Annotated in this window: 14 protein-coding genes; 8 read left to right on the top strand and 6 right to left on the bottom strand. The window is 67.9% G+C overall.

The genetic code is table 11. The features are described from left to right. Positions 1-446 precede the first annotated feature (446 nt). Positions 447-1,370: a 2-dehydropantoate 2-reductase gene (gene panE, locus AC3G88_RS20615; protein ID WP_153947045.1), complete on the top strand. Its 924-nt coding sequence runs from the start codon at positions 447-449 to the stop codon at positions 1,368-1,370. Between the two features lie 2 nt (positions 1,371-1,372). Here the strand turns inward: panE and AC3G88_RS20620 are convergent, their stop codons facing one another. Continuing rightward, positions 1,373-3,514: a putative bifunctional diguanylate cyclase/phosphodiesterase gene (locus tag AC3G88_RS20620; protein ID WP_488773820.1), complete on the bottom strand. Its 2,142-nt coding sequence runs from the start codon at positions 3,512-3,514 to the stop codon at positions 1,373-1,375. Positions 3,515-3,853: 339 nt separating this feature from the next. Beyond that, positions 3,854-5,431 carry an EAL domain-containing protein gene (locus tag AC3G88_RS20625; RefSeq protein ID WP_488773819.1) on the bottom strand — a complete coding sequence of 526 codons (1,578 nt, stop codon included), beginning with the start codon at positions 5,429-5,431 and terminating at the stop codon, positions 3,854-3,856. A gap of 233 nt (positions 5,432-5,664) precedes the next feature. Here AC3G88_RS20625 and AC3G88_RS20630 point away from each other — a divergent pair, with 233 nt between their 5' ends. From AC3G88_RS20630 to AC3G88_RS20645, 4 genes are all read left to right on the top strand, one after another. Beyond that, complete coding sequence (locus AC3G88_RS20630; RefSeq protein ID WP_488893814.1) at positions 5,665-6,888, top strand: cytochrome P450; 1,224 nt, start codon at positions 5,665-5,667, stop codon at positions 6,886-6,888. Positions 6,889-6,909: 21 nt separating this feature from the next. Beyond that, on the top strand, positions 6,910-7,266 hold the full coding sequence (locus tag AC3G88_RS20635) for an antibiotic biosynthesis monooxygenase family protein (protein ID WP_488773817.1): 357 nt from the start codon (positions 6,910-6,912) through the stop codon (positions 7,264-7,266). A gap of 145 nt (positions 7,267-7,411) precedes the next feature. Next, on the top strand, positions 7,412-8,539 hold the full coding sequence (locus tag AC3G88_RS20640) for an extracellular catalytic domain type 1 short-chain-length polyhydroxyalkanoate depolymerase (RefSeq protein WP_488773816.1): 1,128 nt from the start codon (positions 7,412-7,414) through the stop codon (positions 8,537-8,539). An 89-nt stretch (positions 8,540-8,628) separates the two neighbouring features. Further along, complete coding sequence (locus AC3G88_RS20645) at positions 8,629-9,561, top strand: LysR family transcriptional regulator (protein ID WP_488773815.1); 933 nt, start codon at positions 8,629-8,631, stop codon at positions 9,559-9,561. Positions 9,562-9,652: 91 nt separating this feature from the next. On the opposite strand, the gene AC3G88_RS20650 is transcribed toward AC3G88_RS20645, so the two are convergent. Continuing rightward, positions 9,653-9,979, bottom strand: a complete 327-nt coding sequence (locus AC3G88_RS20650) for a 2Fe-2S iron-sulfur cluster-binding protein (RefSeq protein WP_488773814.1) — start codon at positions 9,977-9,979, stop codon at positions 9,653-9,655. 4 nt (positions 9,980-9,983) lie between these two features. After that, a complete protein-coding gene (locus tag AC3G88_RS20655; protein ID WP_488773813.1) occupies positions 9,984-10,589 on the bottom strand; it encodes an IMPACT family protein in 606 nt (201 codons plus the stop codon). Between the two features lie 195 nt (positions 10,590-10,784). On the opposite strand from AC3G88_RS20655, the gene AC3G88_RS20660 reads away from it, so the two are divergent. The 3 genes from AC3G88_RS20660 (at position 10,785) to AC3G88_RS20670 (ending at position 14,174) form a co-directional block, all read left to right on the top strand. Then, entirely contained in the window at positions 10,785-12,770 is a 1,986-nt protein-coding gene (locus AC3G88_RS20660; RefSeq protein ID WP_488893815.1) for a PhoX family protein, read from the top strand. A 120-nt stretch (positions 12,771-12,890) separates the two neighbouring features. Further along, positions 12,891-13,514 carry a DUF938 domain-containing protein gene (locus AC3G88_RS20665; RefSeq protein ID WP_488773811.1) on the top strand — a complete coding sequence of 208 codons (624 nt, stop codon included), beginning with the start codon at positions 12,891-12,893 and terminating at the stop codon, positions 13,512-13,514. A 120-nt stretch (positions 13,515-13,634) separates the two neighbouring features. Next, positions 13,635-14,174 carry a hypothetical protein gene (locus AC3G88_RS20670; RefSeq protein WP_488773810.1) on the top strand — a complete coding sequence of 180 codons (540 nt, stop codon included), beginning with the start codon at positions 13,635-13,637 and terminating at the stop codon, positions 14,172-14,174. A 200-nt stretch (positions 14,175-14,374) separates the two neighbouring features. Here the strand turns inward: AC3G88_RS20670 and AC3G88_RS20675 are convergent, their stop codons facing one another. Continuing rightward, positions 14,375-15,139 (bottom strand): sulfite exporter TauE/SafE family protein, encoded by a 765-nt coding sequence (locus AC3G88_RS20675; RefSeq protein ID WP_488893816.1) that lies wholly within the window; start codon positions 15,137-15,139, stop codon positions 14,375-14,377. 235 nt (positions 15,140-15,374) lie between these two features. Further along, a complete protein-coding gene (locus tag AC3G88_RS20680) occupies positions 15,375-16,343 on the bottom strand; it encodes a tripartite tricarboxylate transporter substrate binding protein (protein WP_488773808.1) in 969 nt (322 codons plus the stop codon). Between the last annotated feature and the right edge of the window lie 63 nt (positions 16,344-16,406).

Genomic DNA, 16,406 nt, shown 5'->3' on the forward strand with positions numbered 1-16,406 from the left:
GTTTTCCTTGCATGGGGTGGAAACCCACAGCGCGGCATGCCATCGGGGATCACCCCATGCGGGTTTATGCCAACTGTTCTGCACACCGGCGTTGCAGTCTACTGAAGTCGCAGGTTGCAGTGTGACTGACCGGTACGACACCACCGGCCAGCCGTTTGGAAAACCGACTGGAGACAATACCATGGTGACCAAGCAGGACGAATCACGCATTTTCCGCGAACTAGTGGCGCTGGCCACGCTGGAGGCTCTGGGCGGCGCCATTGCACTAGGCTTCGTGTTCAATCTGCTCACATGACGCGACGCGACGAGGGGGGGCCGCCACTGACGGCCCCTTTTCCGTTTCCGGCCTGATCGGCAGGATCGGCAAGCCGCCGGCAGCCTTGCCGGAACCCCACTAGAATGGCGCATCGCCCGGCAAGGTGCCGGGCCAGACCTGGGAGTCGAGGATGCGTATTCTGGTGGTCGGTGCCGGCGCGACGGGCGGCTATTTCGGAGCACGGCTGTTGCAGGCCGGGCGTGACGTGACCTTTCTGGTGCGCGCACGGCGGGCTGGGCAACTTGCCGAGCATGGGCTGCGCGTCAAGAGCCCGCATGGCGATCTGCATATCGCCACGCCCCCGGTCGTACTTCCGGAGCAGATCGCCGCGCCGTACGACGTGGTGCTGCTGAGCTGCAAGGCCTATGACCTGGCCGGCGCCATGGATTCGATCACCCCGGCCGTGGGCCCGGACACCGTGATCGTGCCCCTGCTCAACGGCATGCGGCACCTGGACCAGCTCGATGCCCGCTTTGGCGCGGCCCGCGTGATGGGCGGCCGCTGCATGATTTCAAGCACGCTCGACGACCAGGGCACCATCCTGCATCTGTCGGCATTCCACATCCTGTCATTTGGCGAGCGCCCGTCGGGCAATAGCCCCCGCGCGCAGGCGCTGGCCGAAGTATTCGGCAACGCGGGCTTCGACGTGCAACGCAGCGACGCGATGCTGCAGGACATGTGGGAAAAATGGTTCTTCCTGGCCACGCTGGCGGCTTCCACCTGCCTGATGCGGGCCACCATCGGCGACATCCTTGCCGCGCCGCGCGGCCGCGAGACCATCGCGGCCCTGCTGGACGAATGCGCCGCCATCGCGGCAGCCAATGGCTATCCGGTGCGCGAGCCGGCGATGCAGCAAGCCAGGACCACGCTGTTCACGGAAGGCTCGCCCATCACGGCGTCGATGCTGCGCGACGTGGAGCGGGGCGCCGCCATCGAATCGGACCAGATCGTCGGCGACCTGCTTGCACGCCGGGGCAGCACCGACGCGCCCACGCTGGCCATGGCACTGACCCACCTGAAGGCGTACGAGGCCCGCCGGGCGCGCGGCGGCTGACGTCAGGCCCCGCCGCCGTCGATGCTGGCCTCGCTGTTCGCCGTGGCCGTGGCCGCGCGCGCGCGCAGCCAGGCCAGCAGTTCGGCTTCGGGCATCGGACGCGCCAGCAGGTAGCCTTGCATGGCATCGCAGCCGATGCCGATCAGCGTCTGCCGGTCGGCTTCGTGCTCCACGCCCTCGGCCACGACTTCGAAGCCGAACGAGCGCCCGAGATTGAGCACCGCACGCATCAGATCCTGGTTGCGGGGCGACTGTGCGATATCGGTGATGAAGCTGCGATCCACCTTCACGCATGCCGCGCCGAGCTGGCGCAGCGCCCCCAGCCCGGAGTAGCCCACGCCGAAGTCGTCGAGCGCAATCGCCACGCCGGCCTTTGCCATGTTGGCCAGCTTGCCTTGCACGGCCACCACGTCTAGCGCCACTTCCTCGGTGATTTCCACGGTCAGCAGGCCCGGTTCGATCCGGCAGGCCTCCAGCGTCGACAGCAGCAGCTTGTCGATCTCGACCTGTGCCATTTCGCGGGGCGACAGGTTGATGGCAATGGGAATGCGTGGCCCGCCCTGGGCTCCGATGGCCTGGGACAGGCGGCAGACCTTTGACAGCGTGGCGCGCAGCAAGGTCTCGGACAAGCCGGACGCCGCGGCCACCGACACCAGTTCCGGCGGTGGCACCCAGCCATGGCGCGCATGTTTCCAGCGAATCAGGGCCTCCAGGCTGCGCACCTGTGCGCCGCCTTCGGCAAAAATTGGCTGGAACCACACCTCCAGCGTGTCGTCGGCCAGCGCACGCGGCAGGTCGCGTTCGATGTCGCGCTGCATCTGCAGGTGTCGATGCAGGTCGTCGTCGAACACGTACACGCTGTTGCGGCCCGCCCGCTTGGCCGCGTAGAGTGCCGCGTCGGCGAACAGCAGCATGTCGTCCAGGCAGATGTCCGGGCCGCGGCAGATGCCGATGCTGATGCCCACCGCGCAGAATTCGTAGCCGTCCAGCGGCTGGCGCACGGCCTCGATCAGCCGGGCGGCCAGCGTCGACGGGCAATCGTCGTTGTCGATCGGATCGTAGAGCAGCATGAACTCGTCGCCGCCCATGCGGCCCACCAGCATGGCGGGGCCCGCCACCGCCTCCAGGCGCCGCGCCACCTCGCGCAGCACGCCGTCGCCGGCCTTGTGGCCGAACGCGTCGTTGATGAGCTTGAAGCCGTCCAGGTTCAGCAGCAACAGGCAGTGCCGGCCGCTCAACCCGTTGGCAAAACGCTTGTTGGCCCGTGCAAAGAAGCCGCTGCGGCTCAGCAGGCCGGTCAGCGGATCCAGGCTGGCGAGCGTCCACATTTCGTCGGCACGATTCACCGCATGGTCATGCGCGATACGCAGGGAATCCTGAATGGCAGTGGCCTCGTTCTTGAGCCGGATCGAATGCCGGATCTGCCGTTCACTTTCCAGCGTGCCCCGGATGAGCGCGGCCAGGTAGAGCAGGGTGGTGGCGGCCAGCCAGTACCTGTCGAAGTCACCAAACAAGACCAGGCAGGCGGCCGCCGACAGCAGCGGTGGCGTGATGAAACAGAGCGGAATGGGCGCGTACGCAAAGCCGTGGGTCACCGCGCCGGCCGTGATGCCGCAGACCACGGTCAGGTAGAACAGCGTCTGCGGCGACGTGTAGCCATCGCACAGCACCGGAATGGCAGCCCAGGTCAGCCCCGACAGCAGCGCCAGCGTGCAGTGGATGCGCAGGTGGCGTGCCACCGTGCGTGCCAGCCGCCCAGCGTCCGGCCGCGTGATGCCGGGCGCCGGGCCCACCGGCACCTGGCACATCCAGATGCGCAGCACGTTCCAGAGCAGCGATATCACGAACCACACCGCCGCCGTGGCGCCGCGCCCGGCGTGCCAGGCCACGGCCAGCACGCTCAGGCCCAGGATGATGTTGATCGGAATCGACAGCCGCACCGTGCGGCGCACCGCCAGCAGCTGGTCGTGGCGCGTCTGCCAGGGCAGGGCCGCCTCCACGGGATTGACGGGCCCGCTGGCCGCACCGCCGCCGATGCCCGCGGTATGTCTGCTGAGGTTCCCGCCGAGGCTTCCGCCGTTTGCCCCGTCGGCGGCGCGCAAGCCGGCCAGCGCGGCGCCCTGCGCACGATCTGTTTGTGTCATCGATTCATGCCCGCCGCCGATCGCGTGCCCCGTGCGCTGTGCGCCGCAAGGCTGGATGGCGGTCTTCCGCGTCCTGACTACCCGGTTCCTGTTTTTCTGATGTGTGCCCTGCGCCGCGACGTTTGCCATCGTCGACGACAGGTTCATGAACCGTGGTGCCCGTCAAACTCCGCCATGCCGGCCCTGTCCCCGATGCCGGCAGTGCGGAACCTTCGTTCCGTCAGGTGTTGATGGCTCAAGGCATGGTGGTTTGCTCGTCGATGGTGGTTCGCACGCGCTCGCGCGGAAGGAAACGGCGAGTATAGGTGCAAACTGGCGCGCGGACGCCGGCATCGGCGCTCAGGCTTCGACGGTGGTGCCCGCGTGCTGTTGCCAGAACGACAGGAATTCGGCCACCGGCATGGCCTTGCCGAACAGCCAGCCCTGGCCGTACTGCACGCCGCGTTGCCGTAGCGCCACGCGCTGCGCTTCGGTTTCGATGCCCTCGGCCACCATATCGATGTCCAGCGCACGGGCCATCCCGATGATATGGGGCCCGACCGACTTCGACGGGGCATCCGTCGTCATCGAGCCGACAAAGGCCTTGTCGATCTTGATACCGTCCACGTCCAGGTCATGCAGATAGGCCAGGCTCGAATAGCCGGTGCCGAAGTCGTCGATCAGGATGGGATGGCCGGCCTTGCGGAAGGCCGCGATCATCTCGCGGCAGGCGGTGTCATTGGCAAAGCCGCGCTCGGTGACCTCGATCCAGATCTGCCCGGCGCGCACGCCGGCGCGTGCCAGTGCCGCGCTGATGGCGGGCAGCGTGTCCTGTGCGCGGAAGTCGTCCGGCGAAAGGTTGATCGATACATGCATGGCCGGATCGGCGGCCAGGTGCGGTCCCAGGTCTGCCAGCACGGCCTCGATCACGCACGTGGTGATGGCATGGATGGCACCGACCGATTCCGCCATTGGAATGAAGCGGTCCGGCAGCGCCACCGAGCCGTCCGGCATGCGCCAGCGCACCAGCGCCTCGGCGCCGACGCAGTACCCGTCGTCGAGCGCCATCACGGGCTGGTAGACCGCGAAGAACGCCTTGCGGCGGATGGCGTCCTGCAGCAGGTACGCGGGACTGCGCAGGCGCCGGCCCCAGCGCAGCATCAGCCAGGCGGCCAGCGCGCTGACCAGCAGCGCCACGGGCAGGCCGACGACCAGCAGTTGCCGCCAGGTGCCGGTCATCGCGTCGAGCGGCTCGTAGGCCACCACGGCGAATGGCAGGTGTTGCGACTGCTTGACGTCCAGATAGCGGTCGCGCCGCACCTTGCCGTCGAGCTTCTCGGCCCATGCGCGCTGCAGCGTGGCCGTATCGGTGTCGCCCCAGATCGCCACGGCCTTGCCCGAGCGCGTGTCGATCATGCCAAGGCGAATCTGCGCATCGAGCGGCACGATATCAATAAAGAACTGCGCATCGACCACGGCCACGTGCCGCCCCACGCGAAACTGGACGGCCGGCGGCGGTTCCCCGGCGGCATCGATGCGATACAAGGCCCGCAGCGCCGGCAGCGCGGTCCAGTGCGGATTCTGGCCTTCGATGCTGCGCAGCGCCCCGGGCACCGATGACGACGCGCACAGCAACTGCTCGCCATCGAGGAAGACGATCTGCCGTGCGTAGCGGTGATGGAGGTCGGCCTCGCGCATGGCGTCCAGATGGGCCTGGGTGCATGGCGTGCCGCCGAACTGGTCGGCCTGGCGGGCGGCTTCGACGGCATCGCGCGCCACCACTTCCACACGCAGCAGTGCGCGTTCGGTGAAGGCGTCCACACGCTGGCGGAACAACTGCTCGGCCAGTTCGCGCGATACCCACGTGGTGAGCGCCACCGGGCCGCAGACGCCCAGCGCGATCGCGCAGAACATGAAGAGCCAGAGGCGCCGGGTCATTGGGTCAGGGTGGTTGGAGTGCGAGGCAGCATAGCAGAACGGTCTCCATGACATATCTGATATTGCGCATGCAGCGACTGGCTGTCAGGCTGCGGCGCGTCCGAGTCTGGCGCCAGCTTGACCGGGGTCACGCGCCGCGCGGGCCGCGCATTCGACATTTCACGACAGGACGAACCTTTTCCGGTCCCCGCGCTGCGAAGATGGCCGTATCGCCCATTCAGCCGGAAACCGTGATGGATTCGTCCCTTGATGCCTTGCACGCGCTGTGCTCTCCAGGCGTGGCGCGCGCCGCCCATGCCAGCCCCGCAGACCCCATTGCGGCGGTCACCCATCCGGACCCCTATCCCTGGTATCGCCGGCTGGCGCGCACGCGTGCGTTCCATTACGACGCGTCGCTGAAGCTGTGGGTGGCCGCCAGCGCCGCCGCCGTGGCGGAAGTGCTGGACCATCCCGACGCCCGCGTGCGTCCGCCTGGCCAGCCGGTGCCGCCTGCGCTGGCCGGCGGGCCGGCGGGCGACCTGTTCGGCCGCCTGGTTCGCATGACCGACGGCCCCGCCCACGCTGCCCTGAAGGCCATCGTGCTGCGCCATCTGGCCGGGCTAGACCTGGGCCTGGTGCGCGTGCGCGCCCATGCGCTGGCCGCGGCGCTGCCGCGCATGACCGGCGACGATGCGCACGAAGCCACGCGCTGGATGTTCACCTTGCCCGTGCTGACCGTCGCGGACCTGCTGGGCCTGCCGCTCGAACGCGACGCCGATGGCCATGTTTCCACGCGGGTAGCCGGCTTCGTTTCCACCTTTGCGATGGCGATGTCGCCGCTGGCCACGCCGGCCGAAGTGGAAGCGGGCGCGGCGGCCGCGCAATGGCTCACGCAATGGACGCGCGACTGTACGCCGTCGGCGCCTGCGGGAAGCCTGCTGCACGCGCTGTCGCAGGACACCGCGCTGGCGGGCATCGACACCCCGACGATGGTCGCCAACGCCGTGGGCCTGATGATCCAGGCGTGCGAGGCCACCGCTGGCCTGATCGGCAACACGCTGGTCCATCTGGGGCGTACCGGCCAGCCCGCCGGCCCGGACAGCTGCACCGATGGGCTGGTGGCACACGTGGCCCGCCTGGACCCGCCCGTGCAGAACACGCGGCGCTTCATGGTCGCCGACGCCATCGTGTGCGGCCAGCCCGTTCGCGCCGGCGATGCGGTGCTGGTGCTGCTGGCCGCCGCCGCGCATGACGCTGCCCCGCAGGCGGGCCCAGGGGCGACACCAGCGGCGGGCCGCCCCTGGACATTCGGTGCCGGGCGTCACGGCTGCCCCGGCGATGCGCTGGCCCAGGTGCTGGCCGCCTGTACCGTGCAGGCACTGCTGTCGCGCGGGATACAACCGGCGCGACTGGTGGATCGCGTACGCTATCGGCCATCGGTCAACGCCCGGATTCCGCAGTTTCACGTACAACCCTGAACCATAAGAAGGAGCCCCCCGATGATTGCCGTAATCTTCGAAGTCGAGCCTGCGCCCGGGCGCCAGGACACCTACCTGGACATTGCCGCCCACCTGAAACCGACGCTGGAAGCCATCGACGGCTTCATCTCGGTGGAACGCTTCCAGAGCCTGACGAACCCGGGCAAGCTGCTGTCGCTGTCGTTCTTCCGCGATGAGGCAGCCGTACTGGCCTGGCGCAATACGCTCGACCACCGCCAGGCGCAGGCGGCCGGGCGCGGCGGCGTGTTCGCCCACTACCGGCTGCGCGTGGCGCAGGTGCTGCGCGACTACGGTCTGCGAGAACGCGACGAAGCGCCGGCCGATAGCCGCGCCGTGCATGACGCGGGCGGCCGTTGACGGTCCTGCTTGACGGATTGACCGCATCCGGGCGGTCTCCGGACGCGCCGGTTCATGACAATCTGACATATTCGTCCCGTAGACTCGTGCATCATCGCAGCGGAGGTCTGGCCACGCAGCAGCGGAAACGAAAGGGCGATGCGGCATGAAACGGCGCACGGGCGGCACCAAATTGTGGGCAACGCTGAGCAAGCAGGCGACGCGCAGCGCACGCCAGTTCAGCCGCACGGTCACCAGGACCGTGACCGATCCGATGGTGCGCGCGGCCCGGCAACAGAGCCAGGCCGTCAGCAAGGCCATGGGCCGCGCCGTGGGCAAGGTGGCGCGCCAGGCCCTGACCGGCGTGGTGACACCGGCGCGCGTGCCGGTCAGCAAGAGCGGCGGATCCTGGGAGGAAGGCCTGTGGGGCTTCAGCCTGGGGATCGGCAGCGTGGGGCAGCGCCGCTACCGGGTGTTCGTTCCGCCCGGCGTCAGCGCGGCCCGGCCCGCGCCGTTGCTGGTCCTGCTGCACGGCTGCGGGCAGGATGCCGCCAGTTTTGCCGCGTGCGCCCGTGTGGCCACGGTGGCGCGCGACGCGCGCTGGGTCGTGCTGATGCCCGAGCAATCGGTACACGCCAATGCCCAGCGTTGCTGGAACTGGTTCCGTCCCGCGGCGCGCGGTGCATCGGAAACCGCGCTGCTGATGTCGATGATCGACCATGTCAGCCAACGCTACGCCATCCTGGCCCATCGCGTCTGCGCGTTCGGCCTGTCGGCGGGCGGCGCCATGGCGATGATGCTGGGCCTGCGTTATCCGGATCGCTTTGCGGCCATCGGTTCCCATTCGGGCGCCGCGCCCTTTAGCGCCATCAATGCCTCGCAGGCGCCAAAAGCCATGCGCGGCGACCGGGCGCCCGACGCCGTGGCGGCCCGCCTGGCGCTGGCCGGGCGCTCCCCACCCCCGCTGCTGTTGCTGCACGGCGATGAAGACAGCGTGGTGTCCTACGACAACGCCACGTCCACGGCGGCGATGTGGCTGGAACTGTTCCCACCGGGCACCCCGGCCCCCAGGGCACTGCCGGCCAGGCGCGTACGGCGCGGCACGCGGCGCGCGGTAGACGTGTTCGACTGGCAGGCGGGGCCGCGTCCCTATCTGCGCGTGGTGAAGGTGGAAGGGCTGCGCCACGCATGGAGCGGCGGCGCGCCCGGACAGGCGTTCTCGGACCCCAGCGGGCCCGACGCGCTCAAGATCGCGCTACGCTTCTTTTCGGTCAACGGGCGCCAGCGGGATTGAGCCCGATAAACGGGCGGTGAGTGCGGTCTTTCGAGGTCAGGTCGATCCAGCTGTGATAATCAGGCACGACTTTCACTTGTGCAGTGAAAATGATCAGACTCGACGACCTTCATCTTTTTGTACGAACCGCGGCGCTCGGCAGCTTTTCGAACGCTGCCCGCGAGGCCGATCTGCTGCCCGGCCAGGTCAGCGCAGCCATCCTGCGGCTGGAAAAGGAACTGGATATCCGGCTGTTCGCCCGATCGACGCGCAGCCTCCGGCTGACCGCGGAGGGCGAGCAATACCTGCCCTATGCCGACGAAGTGCTGGCGATGCTCAAGGAAGGCCGGGAGCGCATGCATGGCGAGCAGACGGCGCTGCAGGGCACCCTGAAGATTGCAGCGCCTTCCGACCTGGGGCGCAATGTCCTGTTGCCACTGCTGACGGCGTTCCAGGCATCGCACCCCAAGCTGGTGCTCCGGCTGTCGTTGTCCGACCAGGTCACCGATGTATTCCGGGACCCGGTGGACATCGCCATCCGCTACGGCGCCAACGAAGGCGCCACTTACGTGGCGCTGCCGTTGGCCGAGCACAATCGGCGCGTCCTGGTGGCTTCGCCGGACTACCTGAAACGCCATGGACGCCCGGCATCGCTGGATGACCTGTTCATGCACCAATGCCTGCCGTTTGTGCTGGGTGGCCGCCTGTACGATCGCTGGCACTTCCCTGCGGCCGGCATGCGGCGACAGATCACGATCAAGGGCACGCTGCTATGCGATGACGCGGAGATCGCGCGGCGCTGGGCCATCGACGGGCGCGGCATCGCGTACAAGTCGTGGATCGATGTCTGTGCCGACGTCGAGCAGGGTCGGCTGGAACTGCTGCTGCCCGAGCAGCCTGGCGAGCCGGTGCCGCTCAATCTGGTATGCCCGCATCGCCGGCAGTTTTCGCCGGCCGTGCGCTACCTGCACGCCATGCTGCGCGAGCGATTGCTGGAGATGAGCGAAAAGATGCGCGTCTACACGCGCTATACCGTCGGCTGAGCGTGGGCGCAGGGTCGCGGGAAACGCCGTCGGCGACTACCGCGTCACCCATTGAAGCCTGTAGGAAGGTGCCAGACGTCCGCTGGCGCGATCACCCCGCGCCCACCGGCTCGAACACCACATCGCCCGTCGGGCAGGCCACGCAGGGCAGGATGTAGCCGTCGTCCTTCTCGTCCGGACTCAGCCCCGGCCATTCGATCCGATACCGCACGCTGCCCGCGTGCAGCTTGCTCATGCAGGCGCGGCAGGTGCCGTTGCGGCAGGAACTGGGCAGGCTTACGCCATCGAGCAGGGCGCTTTCGAGCAGGCTCAGCGACGCCGGCGCGGTAAAGCGCACCGGGCCGGGCAGCACCTGCGCCGTGAATTCCCGGTTGTCGTCCAGGATGTCGGCTGGCATGCCGGATTGCGATTCGGCCATTGGGCTAGTCCTCATCGGCCGGAAACCCGGCTCGCCCGTGGGTGGCATCGCGCAGGGCTGCCTGCGCCTGCTCGCGCAGCGCGGCCGGCAGGCGGATGACCAGCGTGGCCAGCGCGCCATAGCGGGTCTCGGCCAACGTGCAGCCCGCATCGGCCGATTGATCGATCCAGCGGCGCACGCGCGGTTCGTCGGGGTAATCGACCAGCACGGTCAGCGTGGCGTAGGCGATGCGCTCGATCCGCTCCGCATCCTTGAGCGCGCCCGCAATGGCGTCGGTATAGGCCCGCACCAGCCCCCCGGCGCCCAGCTTGACGCCGCCGTAATAGCGCACCACGGCGGCCAGCACGCCGTCCAGGTCGTGATGGCGCAGCACCTCCAGGATCGGCCGGCCGGCCGTGCCGGACGGCTCGCCGTCATCGGACATGCCCGACTGGCCGCCGGCCAGCAAGGCCCAGCACACGTGCGTGGCCGTGGGATGCCGGGCGCGCAGGTCCGCGATCACGCCCATGGCCGCCTCGCGATCGGGCACCGGCACGGCCAGCGCGATAAAGCGGCTTTTGCGTATCTCGATGTCGGCGTGTACCGGGGCGGCTAGCGTGAAGGTCGGCAAGACAGGGCAGGGAATTCGACAGGCAGGAGGGCGAGTGTAGCGCAGCCGGCCGGGGCACCAAATGCGTGACAGTTTGCTGACCATCAAACATCTGTCATGAAAGGGCCTTACCATCCGGACGGGCAGATGTCGTTTCTGCCACCGCGCATCCCTTCAAAAGAACTGCCAGACACCACCAGAGCCCACTTCCATCCCATGTCCGACCAGACCGTCAATGCCCGTCGCCGCGCCCTGAAAATCCTGGGCGGCGCCCCGATGCTGCCCCTCGGTGCCGCTGCCGCCAGCCTGGCCGGCGGCATGTCCGCAATGGAGGCCGCCTTTGCCGCCGCGCCCCGCCGCAAGGCCGCTGCCTTTGCATCCGCCACGTTCAGCGGCATGGCCGCGCCCACGCTGGACAACGCCGCGGCCATGGCAACCACGACGGTGGGTTCGTCGCTGAAGGTGTCGTACACCGACGGCACCTGGCAGGACTACACGCTGGCCTACCAGCCGTTCTTCGTCACCGGCGACCTGGTGCCGGACGGCAAGGGCGGCAAGGTGCTGGCCGGCGGCTATTACGACATCCAGAACCGTCCGATCATGGACGGCTCGGTGCCGGGCAAGGCGCGTCAGTTCTATTCCGATGCCCCCGACGGCAGTTCGCTGCTGACGTTGCGCAACGCCAGGGTGCGCGGCGTCAAGGGCAACACGGTGTTCGCGGTGGTGCAGTTCGAGTACACCACGCGCGACCAGGCCGATGCCGAGATGCACGGCATGCTGCCGTCGCCCATCGCCGTGCTGACGCTGGACCAGGACCCCAAGACCGGCAAGCTGAGCCTGGTGCAGTATCACAATGTGGACACGTCAGGCGTGAATGGCCTGTGGATCACCTGCGGCGCAAGCCTGTCGCCGTGGAACACGCACCTGTCGAGCGAGGAATACGAGCCCGACGCGGCCAAGGCCGCCACCGACAAGAAGTTGCGCGGCTTCAGCCGTCACCTGTATGGCGATGCGGGCCGCGCCAATCCGTATCACTACGGCCACCTGCCGGAGGTGACCGTGCACCCCGACGGCACCGGGTCGATCCGCAAGCACTATTGCCTGGGCCGTATCTCGCACGAACTGGTGCAGGTGATGCCCGACGAGCGCACCGTGCTGATGGGCGACGACGCCACCAATGGCGGGCTGTTCCTGTTCATCGCCGACCGTCCGCGCGACCTGTCGGCGGGCAGGCTGTATGTGGCCAAGTGGCACCAGACATCGGGCACCGGCCCGGGCGCGGCCACGCTGTCGTGGATTCCGCTGGGCAGTGCCAGCAGCGACGAGATCCGCAGGCTCGTGGACGGCGGCATCCAGCTCACCGACATCATGGACGTGAAGTTCAAGGACCCGGAGGATGCGAGCTTCATGCGCATCCTGTTGGACGGCAAGCCGAACTGGGTGAGGCTCAAGCCGGGGCAGGAGAAGGCCGCTGCATTCCTGGAAACCCACCGCTACGCCGCACTGGTGGGCGGCAGCCTGGGCTTCACCAAGATGGAAGGCACGACCGTCAATATCGCGGACAAGAAAGCGTACTCGGCCATCTCGCGCATCGAGACCAGCATGCTGGCCGGCAACGCCGCCAATGCCGGCGACATCCGCGTGGAAGGCCCGTACTCGGGCGCGGTCTACGAACTCAACCTGCGCGGGGCGCAGTCGGACCGGGCGGGCGTGCGCATGGACAGCGAATGGGTGCCGGTCGACATGGCGGCCGTGCCGGCGCTGGTGTCGGAAGACCTGGGCGGCGGCCCGAAGAAGGCGCAGGACGCGCTGGGCAACTACGCCAATCCGGACAAGGTGGCCACGCCGGACAACCTCAAGTTCTCGGAGGCACTCCGCACGCTGTTTGTCGGCGAGGACAGCAACACGCATGTGAACAACTTCCTGTGGGCCTACAACGTGGATACGAAGCAGCTGTCCCGCGTGCTGTCGTGCCCGGCGGGCGCGGAATCCACCGGGCTGCACGCGGTGGACGAGATCCACGGCTGGACCTACATCATGACCAACTTCCAGCATGCCGGCGACTGGGAAAAGGGGCTGCACGACAAGGTGAAGGGCACGCTGGACCCGCTGGTGCGCGCCAACTACAAGGACCGCTTTGGCGCGGCGGTCGGCTACCTGACTGCCACGCCGTCGGCGCTGCGGCTGAACCGCCGCGCCTAAGCGCGGCACAAGACGCGCATCAGCGGCGCCTTGCGCTGTCTGACCACGCAGGTACGGCGGGCCTGCTACCCTGTGGGCTGGCGCCCGGCACATCGTCGGCGCACGTCCACAGGAATCCCCATGACACAGCCCGCCGCAGACCTGACCGCGCGCCGCATGGCGCCCGCCACCGACCGCAACCGCGCGCCTATCCTGGCCGTCTTGCGCGACGCCCTGCCGAAAACCGGCACGGTGCTCGAGATCGCCAGCGGCACCGGCCAGCATGCGGTGTACTTCGCGGCCGCGCTGCCCGGGCTCACCTGGCAGCCCAGCGATCCCGACGCCACGCACCGCGAATCGATCGCGGCCTGGACGGCCCACGACAAGGCCGCGAACGTGCGGCCGCCGCTGCCCATCGACGTGAGGCAGGAGCCCTGGGGCATCGACGCGGTGGATGCCATCGTCTGCATCAACATGATCCACATCGCGCCCTGGGCCGCCGCCGAGGCGCTGTTCGCCGGCGCCGGCCGGCACCTGTCCCCCGGTGGCGTGCTGTATCTCTACGGCCCCTACCGCCGCAACGGCGCGCATACCGCACCCAGCAACGAAGCGTTCGACCGGCAGCTGCGCGTGGCCGATGCCGATTGGGGCGTACGCGACATGGAAGCCGTCATCGCCCTGGGTGCGGCGCACGGCTTGACCTGTGCGGAACCGATTCCCATGCCGGCCAACAACTTCAGCCTGGTGTTCCACAAGGCCGGTTGAGGGCGGCGCGCAACGGAATGTGGCGGAAGCGTTAAGGATTGCCATAATCCTGTTGCGGTGCTTGAGCGGCCCCCACGGCATGCGTAGCCTTGGTCTCGTGGTGACAACCAGGAGGTCAGTATGTTTGCCGAAGCCGTAGCGGTAATCCAAGCTCAGGATGTTCGCAGCGTTTCGCGAAACAGCCACGCCACCAATGTGGCAGGCGATCTTTTGAAGGCAATGCGCGAATTGTCCGTATTGCCGCTGACAACGCTGACGCCTGCGGAAGTTATCGAAAGCCACTTCGCCGGCATGTCGATGGATGATCTGGTGCGCGAGTTGGCGGCGGGGCGGCTCTGTGGAGGGCGCGGCAGGGAGGCAAGCGACCTGGAATTTCCTGCATGGCAGTTCGTCACGCCGGCTCCGCAACTGTTGCCGCCCGTCATGCGGGCGGTACACGAAGCGGGCGCCGTGGATCCGCGCTACTTCTGGACTATCCGGTACGAGGGCCTCTTCGACTTGACGCCGGCGGAGCTACTTTGCGGAAAGCTCTTCGTGACCCGTCGCTCCGTCTCAATGGAACAGGCCGACTACCTCGCCAGATCTGATAAAGAACGTCAGCGGATCGTGCTGACACATCATGAGGCACTGCTGGCGGAGCGGGAGGGGCCTCACGCATGAATGTCACCCATTCCGCAAGCCTCGGTATCGAGATGCCAGCTCGCGCGCATCTGAAGGAAGTCCTTGCTGCCGGTGTGTGGCGGCGTGCGATCACGATACGCACGGTCAGATTCGAGGATATGCCAATTCACCGGCAACTGTGCCGCGATCCGTGCTATCTCCCGCAGGACGGCCGCTAGCAGTGCTGCGTGGCAGGCTGCCTACCCCCGCAGCAGCATCACCACCGCCGTTGCAATCAGGCATATCGCGAATGCTGCGCGCAGGCGCCGTTCCGGCATGCGGTGGGCCAGTGCCACCCCCCAGGAGATCGTCAGCATGCCGCCCAGCGACAGCGGGATGCCGCTGGTCCAATCCACATGGCCGGCGTGTGCATAGGTGAGCAGGGCCACTACCGCGCCGGGTGTGACCAGGGCCAGGGCCAGTCCCTGGGCGGCGGCCTGGCGCATGCCGAACAGGCCGACCAGGGCAGGGGCGGCGACCACGCCGCCGCCTACGCTGAAGAATCCAGAGAACGCGCCGCCGACCACGCCGACGGCCGGAATCCAGGATGCCGATACCCGTGCCTGCTGGTGCGTCGCGGCGCGGCCGGGCAATAGCCGCCAGAGAAAGTAGAGGGCCAGGCCGATTATGAACACGGCGAAGATGCGGCGCAGCAGTGCAGCGTCGATCGACGTGGCGAGCCTTGCGGACAGATAGGTGGACAGCATGGCGGACAGCCCCAGGACGATTGCCGTCTTGAGGTCGATGTCGGCGCGCTTGCGGTATTGCCAGAAGCCGATCACCACGTTGGGCGCGATCATGACCAGCGAGGTGCCTTGCGCCAGTTGCTGGTCCATGCCGTAGAGCAGGCCCAGCGCTGGAATGGCGATCAGGCCGCCGCCGATGCCGAACAGGCCGCCCACCCCACCGAGCAGCCCTCCAAGTCCGAAGATAAGCAGGGCGGACAACAACGAATGGTCAGGCATGGCGAATCAGGGGTGCGGTACGGAGCAGGCAAGCGCACGATGATACGCGGACATGGCGCAGACATTCGGGAAATCCTCGACACGATGCCGGTCGCGCAGGGCCCGGATCGGCGGCCGACGGTCCGCTCCCACGGCAAGAGAGCAAAGCGTCGTGCTACGGCTCAAGCCCGTTGAAGCCCGTTGAAGCCAATTGAAGCCAATTGAAGCGGTCCGGGCGAGCCGTGCCCGGCGCGGCTCAGTCCACCTGGGCCCCCGACTGCTTGACGATCTTTGCCCACTTGTCGATATCGGCGCGCAGCGTGGTGGCCAGTTGCTGCGGCGTGCCGCCGAGCGTTTCGGCGCCCTGCGCGGCCAGCTTGTCGCGCAGCGATTTGTCGGCCAGTGCGGCCTGCATGGCCGTGGACAGCTTCTGGACGACTTCCTTCGGCGTGCCGCGCACCGCGAACAGGCCGACCCACAGATCGCCGCTATAGCCGGGCACGGTCTCGCCGATGGCCGGGATGTCGGGCGCGAACGGCGACCGTTTGGCCGAGCTGACGCCCAGTGCGCGCACCTTGCCGGCCTTGATGTGCGAAAGCACCGACGGCAGGCTGGCAAACGCCATCGGCACCTGGTTGCCCAGCACGTCGTTCAGCGCCGGCGCCACGCCCTTGTAGGGCACATGCTCCAGCTTGATGCCGGCCATCGTGTTCAGCATCTCGCCCAGCAGGTGGTTCAGCGTGCCATTGCCCGCCGATCCATAGCGATAGAAGTCGGGCTTGGCCTTGGCCATCGCGATCAGTTCGGACATCGACTTGGCCGGGAAGGCCGGATTCACCACCAGCACGTTGGGCACCGTGGCCACCAGCGAAATCGGCTCGAAATCCTTGACCGGGTCGAACGGCACGCTGCGGTACAGCGACGGGTTGATGGCCTGCGTACTGCTGATGGTCATCAGCAGCGTATAGCCGTCGGGCGTGGCACGCGCGGCGGTCTGCGTGCCGATGTTGCCGCCGGCACCGGGGCGGTTTTCGACCACCACCTGCTGGCCGATCCGCTGCGACAGGTCCGCCGCGACCAGCCGCGCGACGATGTCGTTGGATCCACCCGGCGCCTGCGGCACGATCATCTGGACCGGCTTCGAGGGGTAGGTGTCTGCCTGGGCGTGGCCGATGGCGGCTGCCGCCAGTGCCACGCCGGCCAGGGCGCGAAGGGTACGGGTCATGCTGTCTCCTGATGAAAGCCGCCCGGCCGGTGTTCTGGGGTCTTGCCGGGTGTTGTGGGGCCC

This window comes from Cupriavidus sp. 86D6, from assembly GCF_057815095.1.